General features: G+C 66.0%; 15 protein-coding genes. 6 read left to right on the top strand and 9 right to left on the bottom strand.

Annotation, left to right across the window (positions count from 1 at the left end):
* The first annotated feature begins 22 nt into the window (after positions 1 to 22).
* Together QPK31_RS10120 and QPK31_RS10115 are read left to right on the top strand one after the other, a co-directional pair.
* Positions 23 to 1,240: an acyl-CoA dehydrogenase family protein gene (locus tag QPK31_RS10120; RefSeq protein WP_290422809.1), complete on the top strand. Its 1,218-nt coding sequence runs from the start codon at positions 23 to 25 to the stop codon at positions 1,238 to 1,240.
* 30 nt (positions 1,241 to 1,270) lie between these two features.
* Entirely contained in the window at positions 1,271 to 2,908 is a 1,638-nt protein-coding gene (locus QPK31_RS10115; RefSeq protein WP_290422808.1) for a long-chain fatty acid--CoA ligase, read from the top strand.
* 152 nt (positions 2,909 to 3,060) lie between these two features.
* Here the strand turns inward: QPK31_RS10115 and QPK31_RS10110 are convergent, their stop codons facing one another.
* Positions 3,061 to 4,146 (bottom strand): porin, encoded by a 1,086-nt coding sequence (locus tag QPK31_RS10110; RefSeq protein WP_290422807.1) that lies wholly within the window; start codon positions 4,144 to 4,146, stop codon positions 3,061 to 3,063.
* 451 nt (positions 4,147 to 4,597) lie between these two features.
* Here QPK31_RS10110 and QPK31_RS10105 point away from each other — a divergent pair, with 451 nt between their 5' ends.
* On the top strand, positions 4,598 to 5,122 hold the full coding sequence (locus QPK31_RS10105) for a hypothetical protein (protein ID WP_290422806.1): 525 nt from the start codon (positions 4,598 to 4,600) through the stop codon (positions 5,120 to 5,122).
* An 80-nt stretch (positions 5,123 to 5,202) separates the two neighbouring features.
* On the opposite strand, the gene mqo is transcribed toward QPK31_RS10105, so the two are convergent.
* The 5 genes from mqo to QPK31_RS10080 all read right to left on the bottom strand — a co-directional run bounded on the left by mqo (position 5,203) and on the right by QPK31_RS10080 (position 10,304).
* On the bottom strand, positions 5,203 to 6,837 hold the full coding sequence (gene mqo / locus QPK31_RS10100; RefSeq protein ID WP_290422805.1) for a malate dehydrogenase (quinone): 1,635 nt from the start codon (positions 6,835 to 6,837) through the stop codon (positions 5,203 to 5,205).
* 85 nt (positions 6,838 to 6,922) lie between these two features.
* Positions 6,923 to 7,369, bottom strand: a complete 447-nt coding sequence (locus QPK31_RS10095; protein WP_290422804.1) for a MarR family winged helix-turn-helix transcriptional regulator — start codon at positions 7,367 to 7,369, stop codon at positions 6,923 to 6,925.
* 96 nt (positions 7,370 to 7,465) lie between these two features.
* The gene (locus QPK31_RS10090; RefSeq protein ID WP_290422803.1) at positions 7,466 to 7,729 is read right to left on the bottom strand and encodes a DUF4148 domain-containing protein; all 264 of its coding nucleotides are present in this window, start codon (positions 7,727 to 7,729) and stop codon (positions 7,466 to 7,468) included.
* 174 nt (positions 7,730 to 7,903) lie between these two features.
* Complete coding sequence (locus tag QPK31_RS10085; RefSeq protein ID WP_290422802.1) at positions 7,904 to 9,322, bottom strand: nucleobase:cation symporter-2 family protein; 1,419 nt, start codon at positions 9,320 to 9,322, stop codon at positions 7,904 to 7,906.
* A gap of 73 nt (positions 9,323 to 9,395) precedes the next feature.
* A complete protein-coding gene (locus tag QPK31_RS10080) occupies positions 9,396 to 10,304 on the bottom strand; it encodes a LysR family transcriptional regulator (protein WP_290422801.1) in 909 nt (302 codons plus the stop codon).
* 148 nt (positions 10,305 to 10,452) lie between these two features.
* Here QPK31_RS10080 and QPK31_RS10075 point away from each other — a divergent pair, with 148 nt between their 5' ends.
* From QPK31_RS10075 to QPK31_RS10065, 3 genes are all read left to right on the top strand, one after another.
* Positions 10,453 to 11,649: an ABC transporter substrate-binding protein gene (locus tag QPK31_RS10075; RefSeq protein WP_290422800.1), complete on the top strand. Its 1,197-nt coding sequence runs from the start codon at positions 10,453 to 10,455 to the stop codon at positions 11,647 to 11,649.
* A 13-nt stretch (positions 11,650 to 11,662) separates the two neighbouring features.
* Entirely contained in the window at positions 11,663 to 12,808 is a 1,146-nt protein-coding gene (locus QPK31_RS10070) for a Rieske 2Fe-2S domain-containing protein (protein ID WP_374045799.1), read from the top strand.
* Between the two features lie 79 nt (positions 12,809 to 12,887).
* On the top strand, positions 12,888 to 13,844 hold the full coding sequence (locus QPK31_RS10065; protein WP_290422798.1) for a PDR/VanB family oxidoreductase: 957 nt from the start codon (positions 12,888 to 12,890) through the stop codon (positions 13,842 to 13,844).
* 36 nt (positions 13,845 to 13,880) lie between these two features.
* On the opposite strand, the gene QPK31_RS10060 is transcribed toward QPK31_RS10065, so the two are convergent.
* The 3 genes from QPK31_RS10060 to QPK31_RS10050 form a co-directional block, all read right to left on the bottom strand.
* Positions 13,881 to 15,071, bottom strand: a complete 1,191-nt coding sequence (locus QPK31_RS10060) for an alpha/beta fold hydrolase (RefSeq protein WP_290422797.1) — start codon at positions 15,069 to 15,071, stop codon at positions 13,881 to 13,883.
* 214 nt (positions 15,072 to 15,285) lie between these two features.
* On the bottom strand, positions 15,286 to 16,536 hold the full coding sequence (locus QPK31_RS10055) for a DUF2325 domain-containing protein (protein WP_290422796.1): 1,251 nt from the start codon (positions 16,534 to 16,536) through the stop codon (positions 15,286 to 15,288).
* A gap of 312 nt (positions 16,537 to 16,848) precedes the next feature.
* Positions 16,849 to 17,472 carry a cyclopropane-fatty-acyl-phospholipid synthase family protein gene (locus tag QPK31_RS10050; protein WP_290422795.1) on the bottom strand — a complete coding sequence of 208 codons (624 nt, stop codon included), beginning with the start codon at positions 17,470 to 17,472 and terminating at the stop codon, positions 16,849 to 16,851.
* Positions 17,473 to 17,485: the final 13 nt, after the last annotated feature.

The following is a 17,485-nucleotide window of genomic DNA, read 5'->3' as shown; positions in this document are numbered from 1 at the left end:
TATAAATAGAAACAGGAGACATATGGCTTTCCAGTTTTCCGAGCGCGCCCTCGAGCTGCAGGGGCGCGTGAAGCAGTTCATCGACACCGAGATCGTGCCTGCCCAGGCGGCCTGCAAGAGCGAGGTCGATACCGCACGCAAGGCAGGCAATGCCTTCATCGTCCCACCCACCATGGAACGCCTCAAGGCCAGGGCAAAGGAAGCCGGCCTGTGGAACCTGTTCCTGCCCGAGTCCGATCGCGGCGCCGGCCTTTCCAACCTCGACTACGCGCCGCTGTGCGAATTGATGGGCCGGGTGCCGATGGCCTCCGAAGTCTTCAACTGCTCGGCGCCCGATACCGGCAACATGGAAACCCTGGTGCGCTATGCGTCCCCGGCGATCCAGGAGCGGTGGCTGGAACCGCTGCTGGCCGGCGAGATCCGCTCGGCCTTTGCCATGACCGAGCCGGAAGTGGCATCATCGGATGCGACCAACATCACGGCCAGCATCGTGCGCGACGGCGACGCCTACGTGATCAACGGCCGCAAGTGGTTCACCTCGGGCGCGGCCGACCCGCGCTGCAAGGTGATGATCTTCATGGGCAAGACCGACCCGGACAACCCGGAGCGGCACCGCCAGCAATCGATGATCGTGGTGCCCGCCGACACACCTGGCGTGCGCATCGTGCGCGATATGTATGTGTTCGGCTACGACGACGCGCCGCACGGCCACGCCGAAGTCCTGTTCGAGAACGTGCGCGTACCGCCGGAGAACATCCTGCTGGGCGAAGGGCGCGGCTTCGAGATCGCCCAGGGCCGTTTGGGGCCGGGCCGCATCCACCACTGCATGCGCCTGATCGGGCGCGCCGAGATGGCGCTGGAAGCGATGTGCCGGCGCACGCTGGACCGGGTGGCCTTCGGACGCAAGGTGGCCGACCAGGGCGTCTGGCGCGAACGCATCGCCGAGTCGCGCATCCTGATCGACAGCGCGCGTTTGATGGTGCTGAACGCGGCCGAGATGATGGACAGGGTCGGCAACAAGGCGGCGGCGCGCGAGATCGCGATGATCAAGGTGATCGCGCCGAACATGGCCTGCACCGTGATCGACTGGGCGATCCAGGCCCATGGCGGCGCCGGCGTCAGCCAGGACTTCGGCCTGGCCCAGGCCTACGCCAATGCGCGCTCGCTGCGCCTGGCCGACGGCCCGGACGAAGTGCACCGCAACGCGATCGCCAAGCTGGAACTGCTGAAGTACCGCTAACCAGTATCGTTAACCGGAGAATAGACAGCCATGTCGCAGCGTCATCACGATTTCTGGCCCCTGGGCCTGCCGCGCCACCTCACCGTGCCGCAGACGAATTTGTTCTACAACCTGGAAGTGTCCGCCGCCCGCTATCCCGACAAGACCTTCTCGATCTATTACGACACGCCGCTCAGCTACGCCGAATTCAAGCGCGAAGTCGAGCAGATCGCCGGCTTCCTCGAGCAGGAATGCGGCGTGAAGCGGGGCGACCGCGTCCTGCTCTACATGCAGAACAGCCCGCAGTTCATGCTGGCCTATTACGCCATCCTGCGCGCGAACGCGGTGGTGGTGCCGGTCAACCCGATGAACCTGACCGAGGAATTGCGCCACTACGTCAGCGACACCGGCGCCAGCACCATCTTCGCGCCGCAAGACCTGTATGCCCAAGTGGAGCCGCTTGTCGGCCAGGGAATCGAGCACGTGGTGGTCGCCGCCTATGCCGACTACATCGACCACGAGACCGACCTGAAGGTGCCCGACTTCGTGGCCGCGCCGCGGCGCCACATCGCCGGTCCCGGCGTGACGCTGTGGAGCGACGTGCTGGCGCGCGGCTGCCAGCCCGGTGCGGTCACCGCCGGCCCCGACGACCTGGCCTGCATGCCGTACACTTCGGGCACCACCGGCCATCCGAAAGGCTGCATGCACACCCACCGCAGCGTGATGTACAACACGGTGGCCGGCGTGCAGTGGTTCGGCGCCCAGCAGGATTCGATCGCCCTGTGCGTGCTGCCGTTCTTCCACGTGACCGGCATGCAGGGCGGGATGAACGGCTCGATCTTCTGCGGCGGCACCGTGGTGGTGCTGTCGCGCTGGGACCGCGACACCGCGGCCGAGTGCATCCGCCGCTACCGCGTGAACGCGACCCAGTTGATCTCGACGATGGTGGTCGATTTGCTCTCCAGCCCGCGCGTGATGGAGTATGACTTGTCGAGCATCCGGCGCCTGTCCGGCGGCGGGGCGGCGATGCCGGACGCGATCGCCCAGCGCATGCAGGACCTGATGGGCATCCGCTACATCGAGGGCTATGGCATGTCCGAGACCATCGCGCCGACCCACATCAACCCGAACGACAGGCCGAAGAAGCAGTGCCTGGGCATCCCGATCTGCGACGTCGATGCGCGCGTGGTCGATCCGGACAGCATGCGGGAGCTGGGGGTAGGCGAAGTCGGCGAGATCATCGTGCACGGACCGCAGGTGATGCAGGGTTACTGGAACAACCCGCAGGCCAGCAGCGACACGTTCGTGGAGATCGACGGCAAGCGCTTCTTGCGCACCGGCGACCTGGGACGGGTCGACGAGGATGGCTACTTCTTCATGGTCGACCGCCTGAAGCGCATGATCAACGCCTCCGGCTACAAGGTCTGGCCGGCCGAGGTCGAGACGCTGATGTACCGGCATCCGGCGATCCGCGAAGTGTGCGTGGTGGCCGCGAACGATGCTCGCCGCGGCGAGACGGTGAAGGCGGTGGTGGCGCTGAAAGACGGCTTTGCCGGCACCGTGAGCGAGCAGGACATCATCGACTGGTCGCATGCGAACATGGCGGCGTATAAAAGTCCGCGCATCGTGGAGTTCCGCGACAGCCTGCCGAAGTCGGCGACCGGCAAGGTGCAGTGGCGCGGGCTGTAGGGTGGTCGGCTCCACCCGGGCGGCTGCACACACGTAGCATCTGCGCCGCCCACGCGTCCAACGCACGCCCGAATCACGCATCCTCGACAGGATACCGATAAAAAAAGCCGGCAGGGCGCAAACCCTGCCGGCTTTCCTGTCCTTGCCGAAGCTTAGAACGCGTGCATGATACCCACGGTCAGGCGGTTCGCCGAATCGCTGCCGACGGCAACCACGCCTTGCGCCAGGTTGATCTGGGTGGCGGTGACGATGCTGTCGGTCGCAGCGTGGCCGTACGAGAAGTAGGCGGTGCTGCGCTTGCTCAGCGCGTAGCGGGTGATGAAGATGTACTGCTGCGAATCGTCGCTCAGGTCGCCGGAACGCTTGGTGTTGTAGAAAGCGCCGGTCAGGGTGATGTTCGGTGCGACCGGCACGTCGACACCCGCGCCGAAGACGGCGATCTTGCGGTTGGTGCTATCGAGCTCGTTTTCCGAGTAGGTGGCCTTCAGCACCGCGCGCGGCATGGTGTACTTGACGCCGATGGCGTGCGAAGTCAGCAGGTCGGTGTTGGTGGCGTTCTTCATGCGCGCATAGGCGCCGGCAACGTTCAGCGGACCGGCGTTGTAGAAGGCCGATACGCCCTGGTAGGAGCTGCGCTGCGAGTCGCCGCCTTGCTCGCCGAAGGCGCGCATCAGGCCGAAGCCGAAGCCGCCCCACGATGGCGAGACATAGCGGACCGAGTTGTTCTGGCGCAGCGCGGTGCCGCTGCCGTTGGCGCCGTAGGCGCCGTAGACGGCCGAGTTGTTCATTGCCGAGAACAGCACGTTCGGGCTGGTGGCGGCGAAGGCCAGGCCCATCGGATCGGCCATGCCGACCGACAGCACGCCCAGGATGTTCTGGCGGCCGAAGTCGATCGAGCCGAAGTTGCCGGTCAGGCCGACCGTCGCTTCGCGGTCGAACAGGCTGGTGACCGATGGGTTGCCGGTGCCGACGCCGGCGGCGCCGGTATCGTTCAGGAGGGTGCCTTCCAGGCCGAAGCGGGCCTTCAGGCCGCCGCCCAGGTCTTCCACGCCTTTGAAGCCCCAGCGCGACACGGCCATCTGGCCGGCTTCGACGGTGGTGCGTCCGCCGTTCGGGCCATCATTGTTCACATGGGTGATGCCTGCGTCGACGATACCGTAGATCGTCACGCTGGTTTGCGCGGATGCGGCGGACATGCAGGCGCAGAGGGCGGCCAACGCGATGATGTGCTTTTTCACTGAAGCTGTCTCCTTTTTTATTCATGCTTGACCCCGGCGAGGCCAATCGCACTGAAGTTGCATAGCGGCACGGTTTCTCTTGGTGGAACTCAGCCGTCTATAGTGAAACTCTATTTTCATGTGACAACACTGTCAACAACTATTAGTTAGCCGGCAGTAAACGCGTTATCCATTGTGGGTTTTTGTCTCACAAGGAACACATTCGCAGAATAAAGGCCCTAGCGAGTGGGAATTGCCCGTATTCGCTGTTCTGCTGTGCGGAACTGCACGACGATTGTGTACCTTTGCACAGCCGGATTGGCCATGGTGGTCGACGGCGGCCTGGCGGGTTGCCTGCCGCGGTGCCGGGCGTTGCCGGACGTCGTCGATCCGGTGCCTGGCTGGCTGGTGTTGTCTAATAATAATTGAATAGTAGAAATCTGTGGAGAGATTTCGGCTAGGATGTCGGCTCATGTGGCTTTCTATCCGTTTTACGATCCTGCGCGTCGCGTTGAGCGCCGGACTTGCCGCCCTGGGCGGCTGTGCAATGAGCCCGGACCTGGCGTCCGGCCCGGCTTCCTTCCGAAGCGATGGCTGCAGCCTGTTTCCCGACCGCGCACCGCTTGGGCAGGCCGACTGGTGCGGCTGCTGCCTCGCACACGACCTGGACTACTGGCGCGGCGGCAGCGCCGGGGAGCGCCTTGCCTCGGACCGCCGGTTCAAGGCGTGCGTACAAACCGCGAGCCGCAGCCCGGCGCTGGCAGGCACGATGTATGGCGCGGTGCGCGTGGGCGGCGTGCCCTGGCTGCCGTCGCCGTTCCGCTGGGGCTACGGCTGGCCGTATGGGCGCCTGTACCGGGCATTGTCTCTGGAAGAGGATGCGCAGGCGGCCGCGCTGCGCGATGGGTACATGGCGAGCGATGCGCCGCCGGTCTGCCCGATTCCGCCACACGTGGCGGCGGTGCCTGGTCTGGACGTAAAAACGGCGCCGATGTAGCGGCGCCGTTTGTGATACTTCTCGATACCTCGCGATATCCGACCTGCCGCGCGGGTACGCGGCAGGCTGTTCTCCTGCTTTTACTTCTGCGCCACGACCTGGGCAGCCGGGGCGGCAGCTGCAACCGCCGTTGCCGGCTCGTCCAGCGTGAACGCCTTCAGGCCCAGCACGTCGCTGCTGTAGTGGCGGATGCGGTTCGCCAGGGCCGGGTCGTTGTTCAGCTTCTGGCCATACGACGGCACCATTTCCAGCATCTTCGCCTTCCAGGCCGGGGTTTCCAGCGCATTCTTGAAGGCCGACTGCTTCAGCACCTTCAGCATGATCGGCGCCGCGGTCGAGGCGCCCGGCGAAGCGCCGAGCAGGGCGACCACGCTGCCGTCGGCCGAACCGACGACTTCGGTACCGAACTGCAGGATGCCGCCGTCCTTGGTGTCCTTCACGATCTGCACGCGCTGGCCGGCCGTGGCCAGGGTCCAGTCTTCCATCTTCGCGTTCGGGAAGTAATCGCGCAGGGTCGCCAGGCGGTCTTCCGGCGACAGCATCACCTGCTCGATCAGGTACTTGGTGAGCGGGATGTTGTCGATACCGGCCTGCAGCATCGGACGCACGTTGTTGGTCGTGACCGCGGCCGGCATGTCGATCCAGGAACCGTTCTTCAGGTACTTGGTCGAGAAGGTCGCGAACGGTCCGAACAGCAGGGTCTTCTTGCCGTCGATGATGCGGGTGTCCAGGTGCGGCACCGACATCGGCGGCGAGCCGACCGAGGCCTTGCCGTACACCTTGGCCAGGTGGGTGTTCACCAGCGCCGGGTTGGTGGTGACCAGGAACTGGCCGCCGACCGGCACGCCGCCGTAGCCCTTGACTTCAGGGATGCCGGTCTTTTCCAGCAGCGGCAGGGCGCCGCCGCCGGCACCGATGAAGACGAACTTGGCGCGCACGGTCTGCAGCTTGTCGGTGGCCAGGTCCTTGACCGTCACGTTCCAGATACCGTCGGCGCCGCGCTTGATGTCCTCGACCTGCGTGCGCAGGTGCAGGTCCATGCCCTTTTTCTCGGTCAGGTTCTTGACCATGGTGCGGGTCAGGTTACCGTAGTTGACGTCGGTGCCGATGTCCATGCGGGTCGCGGCCACCTTCTGGTTCGGGTCGCGCCCGTCCATGGTCAGCGGCGCCCATTCGCGGATCTGCGCGCGGTCTTCGCTGTACAGCATGCCCTTGAACAGGTTTTCCTTTTGCAGGGCGGCGTAGCGCTTGCGCAGGTAGTTGACGTTGTCGTCGCCCCAGACAAAGGCCATGTGCGGCACGTTGTTGATAAAGGCGCGCGGGTCGGGCAGGTAGCCGTGCTTGACCTGGTAGGCCCAGAACTGCTTCGACACTTCGAACTGCTCGTTGATATCGACCGCTTTCTTGGTCTCGATCGTGCCGTCCTTGGCTTCCGGCGTGTAGTTCAGCTCCATGAAGGCCGAGTGGCCGGTGCCGGCGTTGTTCATCGCATCCGAGCTTTCGGCGGCGACCTTGTCGAGGCGCTCGAACATCTCGACCTTCAGGTCGGGCTGCAGTTCGGTCAGCATGGTGCCGAGGGTGGCGCTCATGACGCCGGCGCCGATCAGGACCACGTCGACCGGTTTGTCGTTCGACGGTGCAGGGGCCTTGCCGCAGGAAGCGAGGAGGGCGCCGGAAACAGCGACGGTCAGAGGAACTGCAAGTAATTTACGCATTTCTTATTCAATTCAAAAGCTTGCTACAACAATGAACCCTGCCGCGAGAGGCCGGGTAAAACAGGGCGCGGGCCGACGGCGAGCGTCAGGCGCGCCCATTCAGGCTCGCCAGCAGCCGTGCATACAAGCTGGAGAGCTGGCGCAGTTCTTCCGTGGTGAAGCCGGCGGTTGCCTCGCCGACCATGTTCGACACCTGCGGTATGACCTGTTCGATCAGGGCGCGGCCGGCGTCGCTCAGCGAGATCATCACCGAGCGGCGATCGCCCGGCTTCGGCCGGCGTTCGATCAGGCCGCGTGCGACCAGTTCGTCGCAGACGCGGGTGAGGTTGGCCGGCTTTTCGTGGCAGGTTTCGCTCAGTTCGGAGGCACTCGCCGATTCGTCGACGCTGCCATACAGGATGGCGAGCACGGTGTAGCTCGGGTCGGCCAGGTCGAACTTCTTGAGCAGGCCGTTGGTCCGGTCGCGGAAGGTCTTCTGCAGGTGATTCGTCATGCGCACCAGGCGCATGGCATCTACGGCAAAGTCAGGCATACGCGCCTTCACGCGTCGCAGTCGCTGGTCGGTCGGGCCAAAGTCGCTCATCGGAATCCCCTGCAGAGAAGAAAGCGCAGATTGTACCCGCCGCTATCAGGGGGCCGCCGTTGCTTCGGTCGAGGCACCTGCGGCAGCGGCCGCGTTCTGCTGGGCCACCTGGCGGCGATGCTGTTCTTGCGGCAGCGGCAGGTTGGCGTAGAAGGCTTCGGTCACCGGGTAGGAGCCGTCGGCCTTGGCTTGCTCGAGTTCGGCCAGGACGCGCTGGCGCACCGGGTCGTTCGAGGCAACCGGGTTGGTCGAAGCGCAACCGGCAAGGAGGGTAACGAGAAGTGCTGGAATCAGGTAAGTGGTTTTCATGTTGTCCGCCAATGTGAGTGAAAGAAGGCGGGCCGTATCGGTCCGTCGGAACGTATTTTAACACTGAATAGTACATTTCTGAAGTAAGTACGTAAAATCACTTACTCGGGAGAATGCGACAAGGGGCGGGAGGGGAGGAGGCTCCCGCGCGGGGCGGGAGCCGGAAGCGCGGGATTAGTGTGGCGTGCTGTCGTGCTGCGGATGGCTGTCAGGCAGGAACCAGTTCAGCAGCACGGCGCAGATGCCGCCGGTAGCGACGCCCGATTCGAGCACGTTGCGGATCGCGGCCGGCATGTGCACCAGGAATTCGGGCACCTGCGACACGCCCAGGCCCAGCGCCAGCGACACGGCAATGATGAGCAGGGCGCGCCGGTCCAGCGCCACGCTGGCCAGGATGTTGATACCGGCCGCCGCGACGGCGCCGAACATGACCATCGCCGCGCCGCCCAGCACCGGTTCCGGCACCGCCTGGATCACGCCGGCCACGCTCGGGAACAGGCCGAGCACGACCAGGAACAGCGCGATCCAGATGCCGATGTGGCGGCTGGCGATGCCGGTCAATTGGATCACGCCGTTGTTCTGGGCGAAGATCGAACTCGGGAAGGTGTTGAAGATACCGGCCAGCAGGGAATTCGCGCCGTTCAGCAGCACGCCGCCCTTGATGCGCCGCATCCACACCGGCCCCTCGACCGGCTCGCGCGAAATCTTGCTGGTGGCGGTGACGTCGCCGATCGCTTCGAGCGAGGTCACGAGGTAAATCACGATCATCGGAATGAACAGCGACCACGAAAAGCTCAGGCCGAAGTGCAGCGGCACCGGCACCTGGAAGGCCGGCGCCTCGTGCATGCCGGTGAAATCGAGCCGCCCGAGGAAGCCGGCCAGCGCATAGCCTGCAGCGAGGGAGATCACGATGGCGCTGCTCCTCAGCCAGACCACGGGTATGCGGTTCAGCACCACGATGATGGCCAGGACCATGCCCGACAACAGCAGGTTCTCGCCATTCGCGAAGCTGCCGTTGGCCATCGCCGCAAAGCCGCCGCCCATGCTGATCAGGCCCACCTTGATCAGGGTGAGGCCGATCATCAGCACCACGATGCCGGTGACCAGCGGCGTGATCATGCGCTTGACGAAGGGCAGGATCCGCGAGACGCCCATCTCGACAAACGAACCGGCCACCACCACGCCGAAGATCGCGGCCATCACGGCTTCCACCGGCGTGCCCTGTTTGACCATCAGCGAGCCGCCGGCAATCAAGGGGCCGACGAAGTTGAAGCTGGTGCCCTGCACGATCAGCAGGCCCGCGCCCAAGGGGCCGAAGCGGCGGCACTGGATGAAGGTGGCGATGCCGGAGATGACCAGCGACATCGAGACGATCAGATTGGTATCGCGTGCGGGCACACCCAGCGCCTGGCAGATCAGCAGGCCGGGCGTGACGATGGGGACGATGATGGCCAGCAGGTGCTGGAGGGCGGCCAGCATGCCGACCCAGGCGGTGGGGCGGTCTTCCAGACCGAGGACCAGGTCGGGTGCGGCCGGGGACGACGAGGGAAGCGAGGCAGGCAGGTAGGCTGGGGGGCGGGGTTGGGCAGTCATGCGCAGGCACCGGGCAAAGACGCGATTCTACGCTGCCGCGCCCGGCGCGGTGCAAATCCTTGCCGCGGCGGGGTCAGGCGGAGAACAGTTTCGCCAGCACGCCGCGGATCCAGGTGTTGGCCGCGTCCTTGTGGTACTTGCGGTGCCAGTGCTGCTTGAGGTCGAAATTCGGTATCTCGAGCGGCGGCTCGATCAGGCGGATGTTCGCGATCCGGGCAAACGATTCGCCCACGGCGTACGGCACCGTCACCAGCAGGTCGGTGGAGGCGATGATGAAGGGGATCGACATGAAGTGCGGCGTGGACAGCACGATGCGGCGCTCGATGCGGTGGCGCGTCAGCAGCTGCTCGAAGATCTCCTGGCTGCGGCCCTCGGCGCTGATCACGGCGTGGCCGATGCGCAGGAAGTCGTCCATGGCGATGCGCGGCCCCTTGATGCGGTGCTTCGCGTTCAGCAGGCTGATGAAGGTGTGGGTGAACAGGCGCTGCTGGAAGAAGTTGCGCGCCTTGAGGTCGGGGAAGTAGCCGACCGCGAGGTCGATGTCGCCTGCCTCCAGCCCTTCGGCAATCGCCTCGGGCGGCAGCGTAACCGAGCGCACGGTGGCATTCGGCGCATGCGTCTGCAGGTAGGCCAGCAGCTTGGGCAGGAAGGTCATTTCGCCGATATCCGACAGGGCGAAGGTGAAGCGGCGCGTGGTGCTGGCGGGGTCGAAGGCGGCGCTCGCCAGCACCTCGGTCTTCACCCGCAGCAGGATGTCGCGCGTGGGGGCGATCAGCGCTTCGGCGCGCGGCGTCGGCGCCATGCCGTGCGAGCCGCGTACGAACAGCGGATCGTCCAGCGCCACGCGCAGCTTGTTCAGGGCGATGCTCACCTTCGGCTGGCTCCAGCCCAGGCGCTCGGCCGCGCGGCTGACGCTGCGCTCCTCGGCGATCGCCAGCACCACCGGCAGCAGGTTCAGGTCGAATTCCTCGTCGCGCTTCATGGTCCGCTCCTGTATTCGAAATTGGAATAAATGTTATGCAGCGAATGCGCTTGAGTTATAACACAGCTTCTCTATGATGGGATGGCAATCAGGTAAAAACAGCCGGCGCCAAGCCGACGACGATTCCTACAACACTCATGGAGACAGCATGAACCACTGGACGAACGGATGCGCCGCCGCATCCTGGTGCATCGCTTTATCCCTCGGCAGCGCGGCGAGCTTCGCCCACGCCGAGGGCAACACGGTCAAGATCGGCGTCATCACCTCGCTCAGCGGCCCTGCCGCCGAAAGCGGCGCCCAGATGAAGGCCGGCATCGATACCTGGCTGCGCGTGCACGGCCCGAACGTGGCCGGCAAGCGCATCGAAGTCATCTACAAGGACGATACCGGTACCCAGCCCGACATCGCCAAGCGCCTGGCCACCGAACTGGTGACGCGCGATCGTGTCGACCTGCTGGCCGGCTTCGTCTTCACGCCGAACGCGATGGCCGCCGCCGGCATCGCCGACCAGGGCAAGAAGCCGATGGTGGTGATGAACGCCGCCGCCTCGGCCATCACGGCGCGCTCGCCCTACGTCACGCGCGTGTCCTATACCATCGCGCAGTCGGCCAAGCCGCTCGCCGAATGGGCCTACAAGACCGGGGCGCGGCGCGTGTTCACGGTGGTGGCCGACTATGCGCCCGGCGTGGATGCCGAGACCTGGTTCAACAATACCTTCACTGCGCTGGGCGGCAAGATCGTCGGCTCGGTGCGCATGCCGATCGGCAGCGTCGACTACGGCGCCTTTGTCCAGCGCATCAAGGACGAAAAGCCGGACGCCATCCACGTCTTCCTGCCGAACGGCCAGCCGATGGTCTCGTTCACCAAGGCCTACCGCGAGAAGGGCCTGGACAAGGCCAACATCCGCTTCCTCGGCGGCGAAGGCTGGGGCGACGAGGATGTGCTGAAGGCCGGCGGCGATGCGCTGGTCGGCATCTATTCCTCGGGCTTTTATTCGTACACCCGTCCCGGCGCCGAGAACGCCAAATTCGTCGAAGCCTTCGGCAAGACCGTGAACGGCAAGATGGCGCCGTCCTTCCTGGCTGCCTCGTCCTACGACGGCATGGAACTGATCGCCAGGACCCTGGCCAAAACCAAGGGCGACGCCAGCGGCCCGGTCTTCATGGCGGCGCTCAAGGGCTATTCGAACACCAGCCCGCGCGGCACCGTGGCGATTGACCCGGCCACGCGCGACATCGTGCAAACCATGTACATCCGGCGCATCGACAAGCAGGGCACGAAGCTGGTCGCCACCGAGATCGACCGTTTCGATGCGGTGAAGGATCCGGGCAAGGAAGCGAAATAAGGAGGACATGAGCATGTTTCCACTGAACCAATGGTATGTCGCGGGCTTTGCCTGGGAATTGACCGATCAACCGCTGGCGCGCACCCTGCTGAACCACAAGGTGGTGCTGTTTCGCACCGGAAGCGGCGAGGTGGCGGCGCTGGAAGACCGCTGTTGCCACAAGTCGCTGCCGCTGTCCTGCGGCACGGTCGAGGACAGTGGCCTGCGCTGCGGCTACCACGGCCTGCTGTTCTCGCCGAAGGGCGCCTGCCTCGAAGTGCCGGGCCAGGAGCGCGTTCCCACCAAGGCTTGCGTGAAATCGTTCACGCTGGTGGAGCAGGACCAGATCCTGTGGATCTGGATGCCGCAGGAGCAGGGCGCGGCCCCCACCCATGCGCCGCCGTCCTACTGGGTGCACAAGGACCCGCGCTACACCTTCAAGGGCGCGGTCTTCCATTACGACGCGCCCTGGCAGCTAATCCACGACAACCTGCTCGATTTGAGCCACCTCGGCTACGTGCACCTGAAAACCATCGGCGGCAATGCCAAGGTGCACATGAACGCCCAGCTGAAGGTGGAAGCCAGCGGCGACCAGGTGCGCGTGCTGCGCCACATGCCCGATTCGGCGCCGCCGCCCACCTACACGGGCGCCTGGCCGTTCAAGGGGAATATCGACCGCTGGCAGGAAGTCGAGTTCAACCTCAGCCACCTGAACATCTGGACCGGCGGGGCGGATGTCGGCGCGGTCGACATGCACGACCCGCAGCGCGGCGGCTTCCACATGCGCGGCTTCCACGCGATCACGCCGGAGACCGATACCACGGCCCACTACATGTGGACCATGGCCTCGAACAGGCATCCGGACAAGCCGGACATGAGCGAGCTGGTGTACGAGCAGACGGCGTTGACCTTCTACGAGGACAAGGTCGTGATCGAGGCCCAGTACCGGAACATGCTGCGCTTTCCTGGCGCGCCGCAGGTCGACATCCATGTGGACGTCGGGCCGAACCGGGCAAGGCGGGTGATCGAGCGCTTGCTGAAGCAGCAGCAAGCGCAACAGCAACCGGAACCGCGACCGCAACCGCAACCGCAACAGCAATCGCAGCAAGGGCGGCTACAGGAGCAGCAGTGTGGCGCCGGTGTTGCGCCGCTGGCGGCGGTGGCGGCGGCGGCGCCTTGATCGACAGGAGGCCGGGCACGACGGGCCGATGGCAAGCGCGTGCGCCGTCGTGCCGGCGTTTCACCTGGATGACCATCTCATGAACACAACTCCAACGATCCGTACGCGCGTGCTGGCACGCGTGGACGAAGCCGAGGACATCGTCAGCTTCGAGCTGGCCGCGCTCGATGGGCAAGCGCTGCCGGCGTTCTCGGCCGGTTCGCACATCGACGTGCATATTCGTCCCGGCCTGGTGCGCCAGTACTCGCTGTGCAACGACCCTTCCGAGCGGCACCGCTACCAGATTGCCGTGCTGCGCGACCCGCAGTCACGCGGCGGTTCCAGCGCCCTCCACGACAGCCTGCAAGCGGGCGATGTGCTGCAGATCGGTGCGCCGCGCAATCATTTTCCGCTGCTGGGCGCGCCGCGCTACCTGCTGTTCGCCGGCGGCATCGGCATCACGCCCATCCTGAGCATGGCCGAGCGCCTGGCCTGCGATGGCGCGGCGTTCACGATGCATTACTGCACGCGCTCGGCCGAACGCACGGCCTTCCGCCAGCGCATCGCGGACGCGCCGTTCGCGCACAGGGTGCAGGTGCACTGCGACGCGGCCGGCATGCGCCTGGATCTCGACGCCGCGCTGGCCGAGGCGGCGCCGGATACCCACCTGTACGTGTGCGGCCCGGCCGGCTTCATCGATGCGGTCACCGGCGCCGCCCGCAAGCTGGGCTGGAGCGGCGACCGTATCCACGTCGAGCACTTCGGCGCCGCGCCGGCGACGGAAGGAGTGGATAAGCCGTTCGAGGTCAGGATCGCCAGCAGCGGGCAGACCTTGACGGTGCCGCCGGGCCGGAGCGTGACCCAGGTGCTCGAAGAGAACGGAATGGCGATTCCGGTCTCCTGCGAGCAAGGCGTGTGCGGCACCTGCATCACGCGTGTGCTGGAGGGCGCCATCGAGCACCGCGACCACTACTTCACCGTCGAAGAAAAGGCGGCGAACGACCAGTTCACGCCCTGCTGTTCGCGCGGCCAAGGTACGCTGGTGCTGGACCTCTAGCCACGCCTGGCCAGGTGCCGCAACGCGCGGGCCGGCTCAGTCCGTCGGCGTGATCGCGCCAGGTGCGGCGTCCCTGGCGTCGACGCTTGCCGGCGCCTCCGCCGCTTCGTGCAGGGCGTCCAGCCAGTTGAAAATCGCCGGCCAGATACGGGCATGGGCATTGCGCCCGACCAGCACGCCGACGTGCTGCAGGTTGACGCCGATGTCGCCGCTGTACTCGAGCAGCAGCTTGCGCGTGCTGGCCGCCGCATCGTGGAAGGGCATGACCGACTGCGGCGGAATGACCTTGCTGCGCGCGTCGAAGACGCTGGCCAGCGGCGCTTTCATGTCGTGCGGGCCGACCGTGCGCGTGCCGATGGCCAGCTTGCCCCGGGTGAAGGCGTCGTTGCGGTACAGCGACTCGACCAGGTCGACGAACAGCGGGCCGGGCAGCGGGAATTCGTCGTGGGTCCAGCGTTCGACCTGCATGTAGCTGCTCAAGGCTTGCGGACTGGTCATCGACGCGGTGCGGTCGAGCAGGCGTTCCCAGCCGAAGGCATGCGGCTCGGCGGCGGCGCTCATCATGTTCAGGAAGCTGCCGGGCACCTGGCCAAAAGCGTCGGCGATGCGGCGCGCATCGGGCGTGGCCTGTACCAGCGGCGCGAAGCAGTCGCTGGCCGGGTCGAAGCCGAGCGGGGCTTCCAGCAGCACCGTGGCGGCAATCGCTGCGGGATACAGGCAGGCGTGGATGGCCGCAAGAATGCCGCCCAGGGAGTGGCCGGCGATGACGACCTTGTCCTCGCCGCTGTCCTGGCGGATGTGTTCGCGGCAATGCGTGAGCAGGCGGTCGGCGTAGCCGGCCAGGCTGAAATCGTCATCGCTTGCTGTGCCGGCCTCGTCCAGCGGCACCCATTCGGCCAGGTAGACGCGGTAGCCGCGTTCCAGCCAGCGCTGCACGACGCTGATCTCGGGCGCCAGGTCCCAGATGTAGGCGCGCTTGATGGGCGCCGGCACCAGCAGCACGGCCGGACCCGCCAAAGAGGCGCCATAGCGGCGCAGCTTGAGGCCCGGCTCGGCGTGCAGGACGGTCGAGGGTGTTTCGCGCGGGCCGTAGCCGGCGCGGTCGAGCAGTTGCCCGCGCGCCTGGCGCGAGCGGTCCATTTGCTTCAGGGCGGCGACCCCGAGGGTCGATAGATCGTTCCAGTTGCTTGCGTACATGGCGTCCTCGTCCGGTTCTGGTGGCAGCACTTTACGCCACCATGGGTCTGCTACCAAGCGCATTCCAATCGAACGCGGCCTCGTTTGCGCGGCGTCGAATCGGCTGAAGCGCGGGGTGGAGATCGGGCTAATCAGCGGGTGGAAAAGCGGGCTGAGCACCGGGCTGAAAACCTGGCCGCCAAGCGGGCACAGGTGGGCCAAGCGGCGACCCCGGCACAGCCGCTTCGCAAGATTTGCCGGCAGGCTAGGCCTTGCAGGCACCGCTGTCGCTGGCCGCTTCTTCCTCCTGTCCAGCCATGATCGGTTCGGCGCCGATTTCCTGGAGTCCGCGCGCCAGGCTCGACACGCTCGGGTTGTCGACGAACACGCAGCGCTTGCCGGTGCGCTTGCAGTATTCCTTCACGCGCCAGTAGGCGCCGTGGCTGATGCAGCCGGTCTGGCAGATGACCAGGTCGGCGGCAGCCAGGCTGGCGTCAAGCTGGTTGCTGCTGTCCTCCAGGCCACCGTCGTGGTGGGCGAACTGGGCGCCGATTTTCTCCACCATCTTGCGGTAGAAGGAAATGTTGCCGCTACGCCCACCGACGCAGAGCACGCTCTGGTTGACCAGCTGGATCGGGATCGTGACCTGGGGTGCAGCCGGGGCGGGCACGGCAGTCGCCGCTGCCGGCGCCGCTTCGCTTGCGCGCGCGACGGCTTCCGCACGGCTGGCCTTCAGCTCGGCGAGCTGGCCGCGCAGGGCCGCTTCGCGCAGTTCCATGCGCGCCAGCTGGTTTGCCAGGCGCTTGCGGGTTTCCAGTTCGGGAATCGTCGAGCGCAGCTGGGCCAGCTCGTTGCGCAGGTTGTGGACGTCGGTTTCGCGCGCGATGGTGGTGGCGCGCGCCTGCATCAGCTGCTGCTCGAAGCGGTCGGCATCCTGTTTCCGTTCCTGGAGCAGGGCGTTGCAGCGCGCCTGCAGCCGCGCGAGTTCGCCTTCGAGGCGCGCCTTGTCGCCGAGCAGGGCATTGTACTTGCCGATGTCGGCGCGCGCACAGGCGCCGGCCTGGTGCTGGACCATGTGGATGTCGCGGCACATCTTTTCTTCCAGCGCCGGGACGCAGGCCGGGTGCGACAGGCCGGCCCAGAAGGCGCCGGCCACGTCGCCCGCGGCCACCGCCGCCTCCCACAGCTCGGCGACCTGGGCCGCCGTCCTGGCGCTGCGGAAGCGGAAGATCACTTGCGCATAGCGGCGTTCGAGTTCCTTCTGCACGGCTTCGGCCAGCCGGTTGCGGCTGGTGCAGTCGTTGACGGCGCCAACGTGGACTTCGTAGTCGTCATGCATCAGCTCGCCGCCGGTGACTTTTTCCACCAGCTTGCGCAGGGTGCCCAACGGCAGGGCGACGCCGATCAGCGGGCAGTGGCAATTGCGGGACAGCTCCCAGATGCGGCGCCGGCGCGAACTCTGCTGGGTCTGGAACTGCACATTGGCTGGGTCGAGCGAACGGTGTTTGTCGCACATACGGATCCTTTGCGTGGCGATGGCTGTGGTCGGTGTCGGGCACCCCGGCGAGGCGGCCAGTACGACCCGGCCTCGCCTATGATGCGAATGATTCTCATTCAAGTGTACACGGATTCGCCGCCTGTGCAAACTGGATCGCTACGGTGCTGGGCGCCCGGCACTATTGCAGGGATCACCGCTGCATCGACGCCAGTGCCGGGATCGCCGCTGCATCGACGCCAGTGCCGGCGGCGCCGCCACGGCCACAGCCACAGTCACAGCCGCAGCCACACCCCGAGCGGCGCCATGGACAACGCCAGCCATCGCACCGGTTCAGGCCTTGGCCCTGCGCTTCTGGACTTGGGTGATGGTCCAGTAATAAATGCTGCGGCCGTCGACGCTGGCGGTTTTCTCCGGCGGCCATTCCGGCCCCATGTCGAAGGCGTGCGAGACCACGCGCGAACCCACCTTCAACTGCTGCCACAGGCGCGGGCGCAGCCGGGTGTTAATGGTCGGGAGCAGGTAGAGGGTGACCACCGACGCGGCCGACAGGTCAGCCTCGAACAAGTCACCGACCTGGAAGCTCACCTGGTCTTCCACGCCGGCCTTGCGCGCATTCTCTTTCGCTTCCGCGATCCGGATCGGGTCGAGGTCGATGCCGGTTCCGCGCGCACCGAGCTGCTTGGCGGCGGTGACGACGATGCGGCCGTCGCCGCAGCCGAGGTCGATCAACACGTCGTTCTTGCCGACACGGGCCAGCGCCAGCATGCGGTCGACCACTTCCTGCGGCGTGGGCACATATGGGACGTCGAGCCTGGCGGCAGTGGCCGGGGCGGTATCAGGGGCGGTGGCGGTGGCGTCGGACTGCGCCAGGCCCGGGCGCAGCGGCAGCAGGCCGAGGCCGGTGGTGGCGGCGCCGAGCAGCAGGAGCTTGCGGCGGCTGGTTTCGGTGGTCATCGGGATTCTCCTA

Origin of the sequence: Massilia sp. YIM B02769 (genome assembly GCF_030411995.1) — a bacterium.
Lineage (GTDB): Bacteria > Pseudomonadota > Gammaproteobacteria > Burkholderiales > Burkholderiaceae_D > Telluria.
Note: the sequence above shows the minus strand (reverse complement) of the source record. Positions and strands in the feature narration are given on the sequence as shown.

Excerpts from the sequence above, each read along its gene's own strand:
- QPK31_RS10065 (WP_290422798.1), top strand. The coding sequence starts at position 12,888 with ATGAACACAACTCCAACGATCCGTACGCGCGTGCTGGCACGCGTGGAC.
- mqo (WP_290422805.1), bottom strand. The coding sequence starts at position 6,837 with ATGCGTAAATTACTTGCAGTTCCTCTGACCGTCGCTGTTTCCGGCGCC.
- QPK31_RS10120 (WP_290422809.1), top strand. The coding sequence starts at position 23 with ATGGCTTTCCAGTTTTCCGAGCGCGCCCTCGAGCTGCAGGGGCGCGTG.
- QPK31_RS10085 (WP_290422802.1), bottom strand. The coding sequence starts at position 9,322 with ATGACTGCCCAACCCCGCCCCCCAGCCTACCTGCCTGCCTCGCTTCCC.
- QPK31_RS10105 (WP_290422806.1), top strand. The coding sequence starts at position 4,598 with ATGTGGCTTTCTATCCGTTTTACGATCCTGCGCGTCGCGTTGAGCGCC.
- QPK31_RS10090 (WP_290422803.1), bottom strand. The coding sequence starts at position 7,729 with ATGAAAACCACTTACCTGATTCCAGCACTTCTCGTTACCCTCCTTGCC.
- QPK31_RS10115 (WP_290422808.1), top strand. The coding sequence starts at position 1,271 with ATGTCGCAGCGTCATCACGATTTCTGGCCCCTGGGCCTGCCGCGCCAC.
- QPK31_RS10080 (WP_290422801.1), bottom strand. The coding sequence starts at position 10,304 with ATGAAGCGCGACGAGGAATTCGACCTGAACCTGCTGCCGGTGGTGCTG.
- QPK31_RS10050 (WP_290422795.1), bottom strand. The coding sequence starts at position 17,472 with ATGACCACCGAAACCAGCCGCCGCAAGCTCCTGCTGCTCGGCGCCGCC.
- QPK31_RS10055 (WP_290422796.1), bottom strand. The coding sequence starts at position 16,536 with ATGTGCGACAAACACCGTTCGCTCGACCCAGCCAATGTGCAGTTCCAG.
- QPK31_RS10095 (WP_290422804.1), bottom strand. The coding sequence starts at position 7,369 with ATGCCTGACTTTGCCGTAGATGCCATGCGCCTGGTGCGCATGACGAAT.
- QPK31_RS10070 (WP_374045799.1), top strand. The coding sequence starts at position 11,663 with ATGTTTCCACTGAACCAATGGTATGTCGCGGGCTTTGCCTGGGAATTG.
- QPK31_RS10075 (WP_290422800.1), top strand. The coding sequence starts at position 10,453 with ATGAACCACTGGACGAACGGATGCGCCGCCGCATCCTGGTGCATCGCT.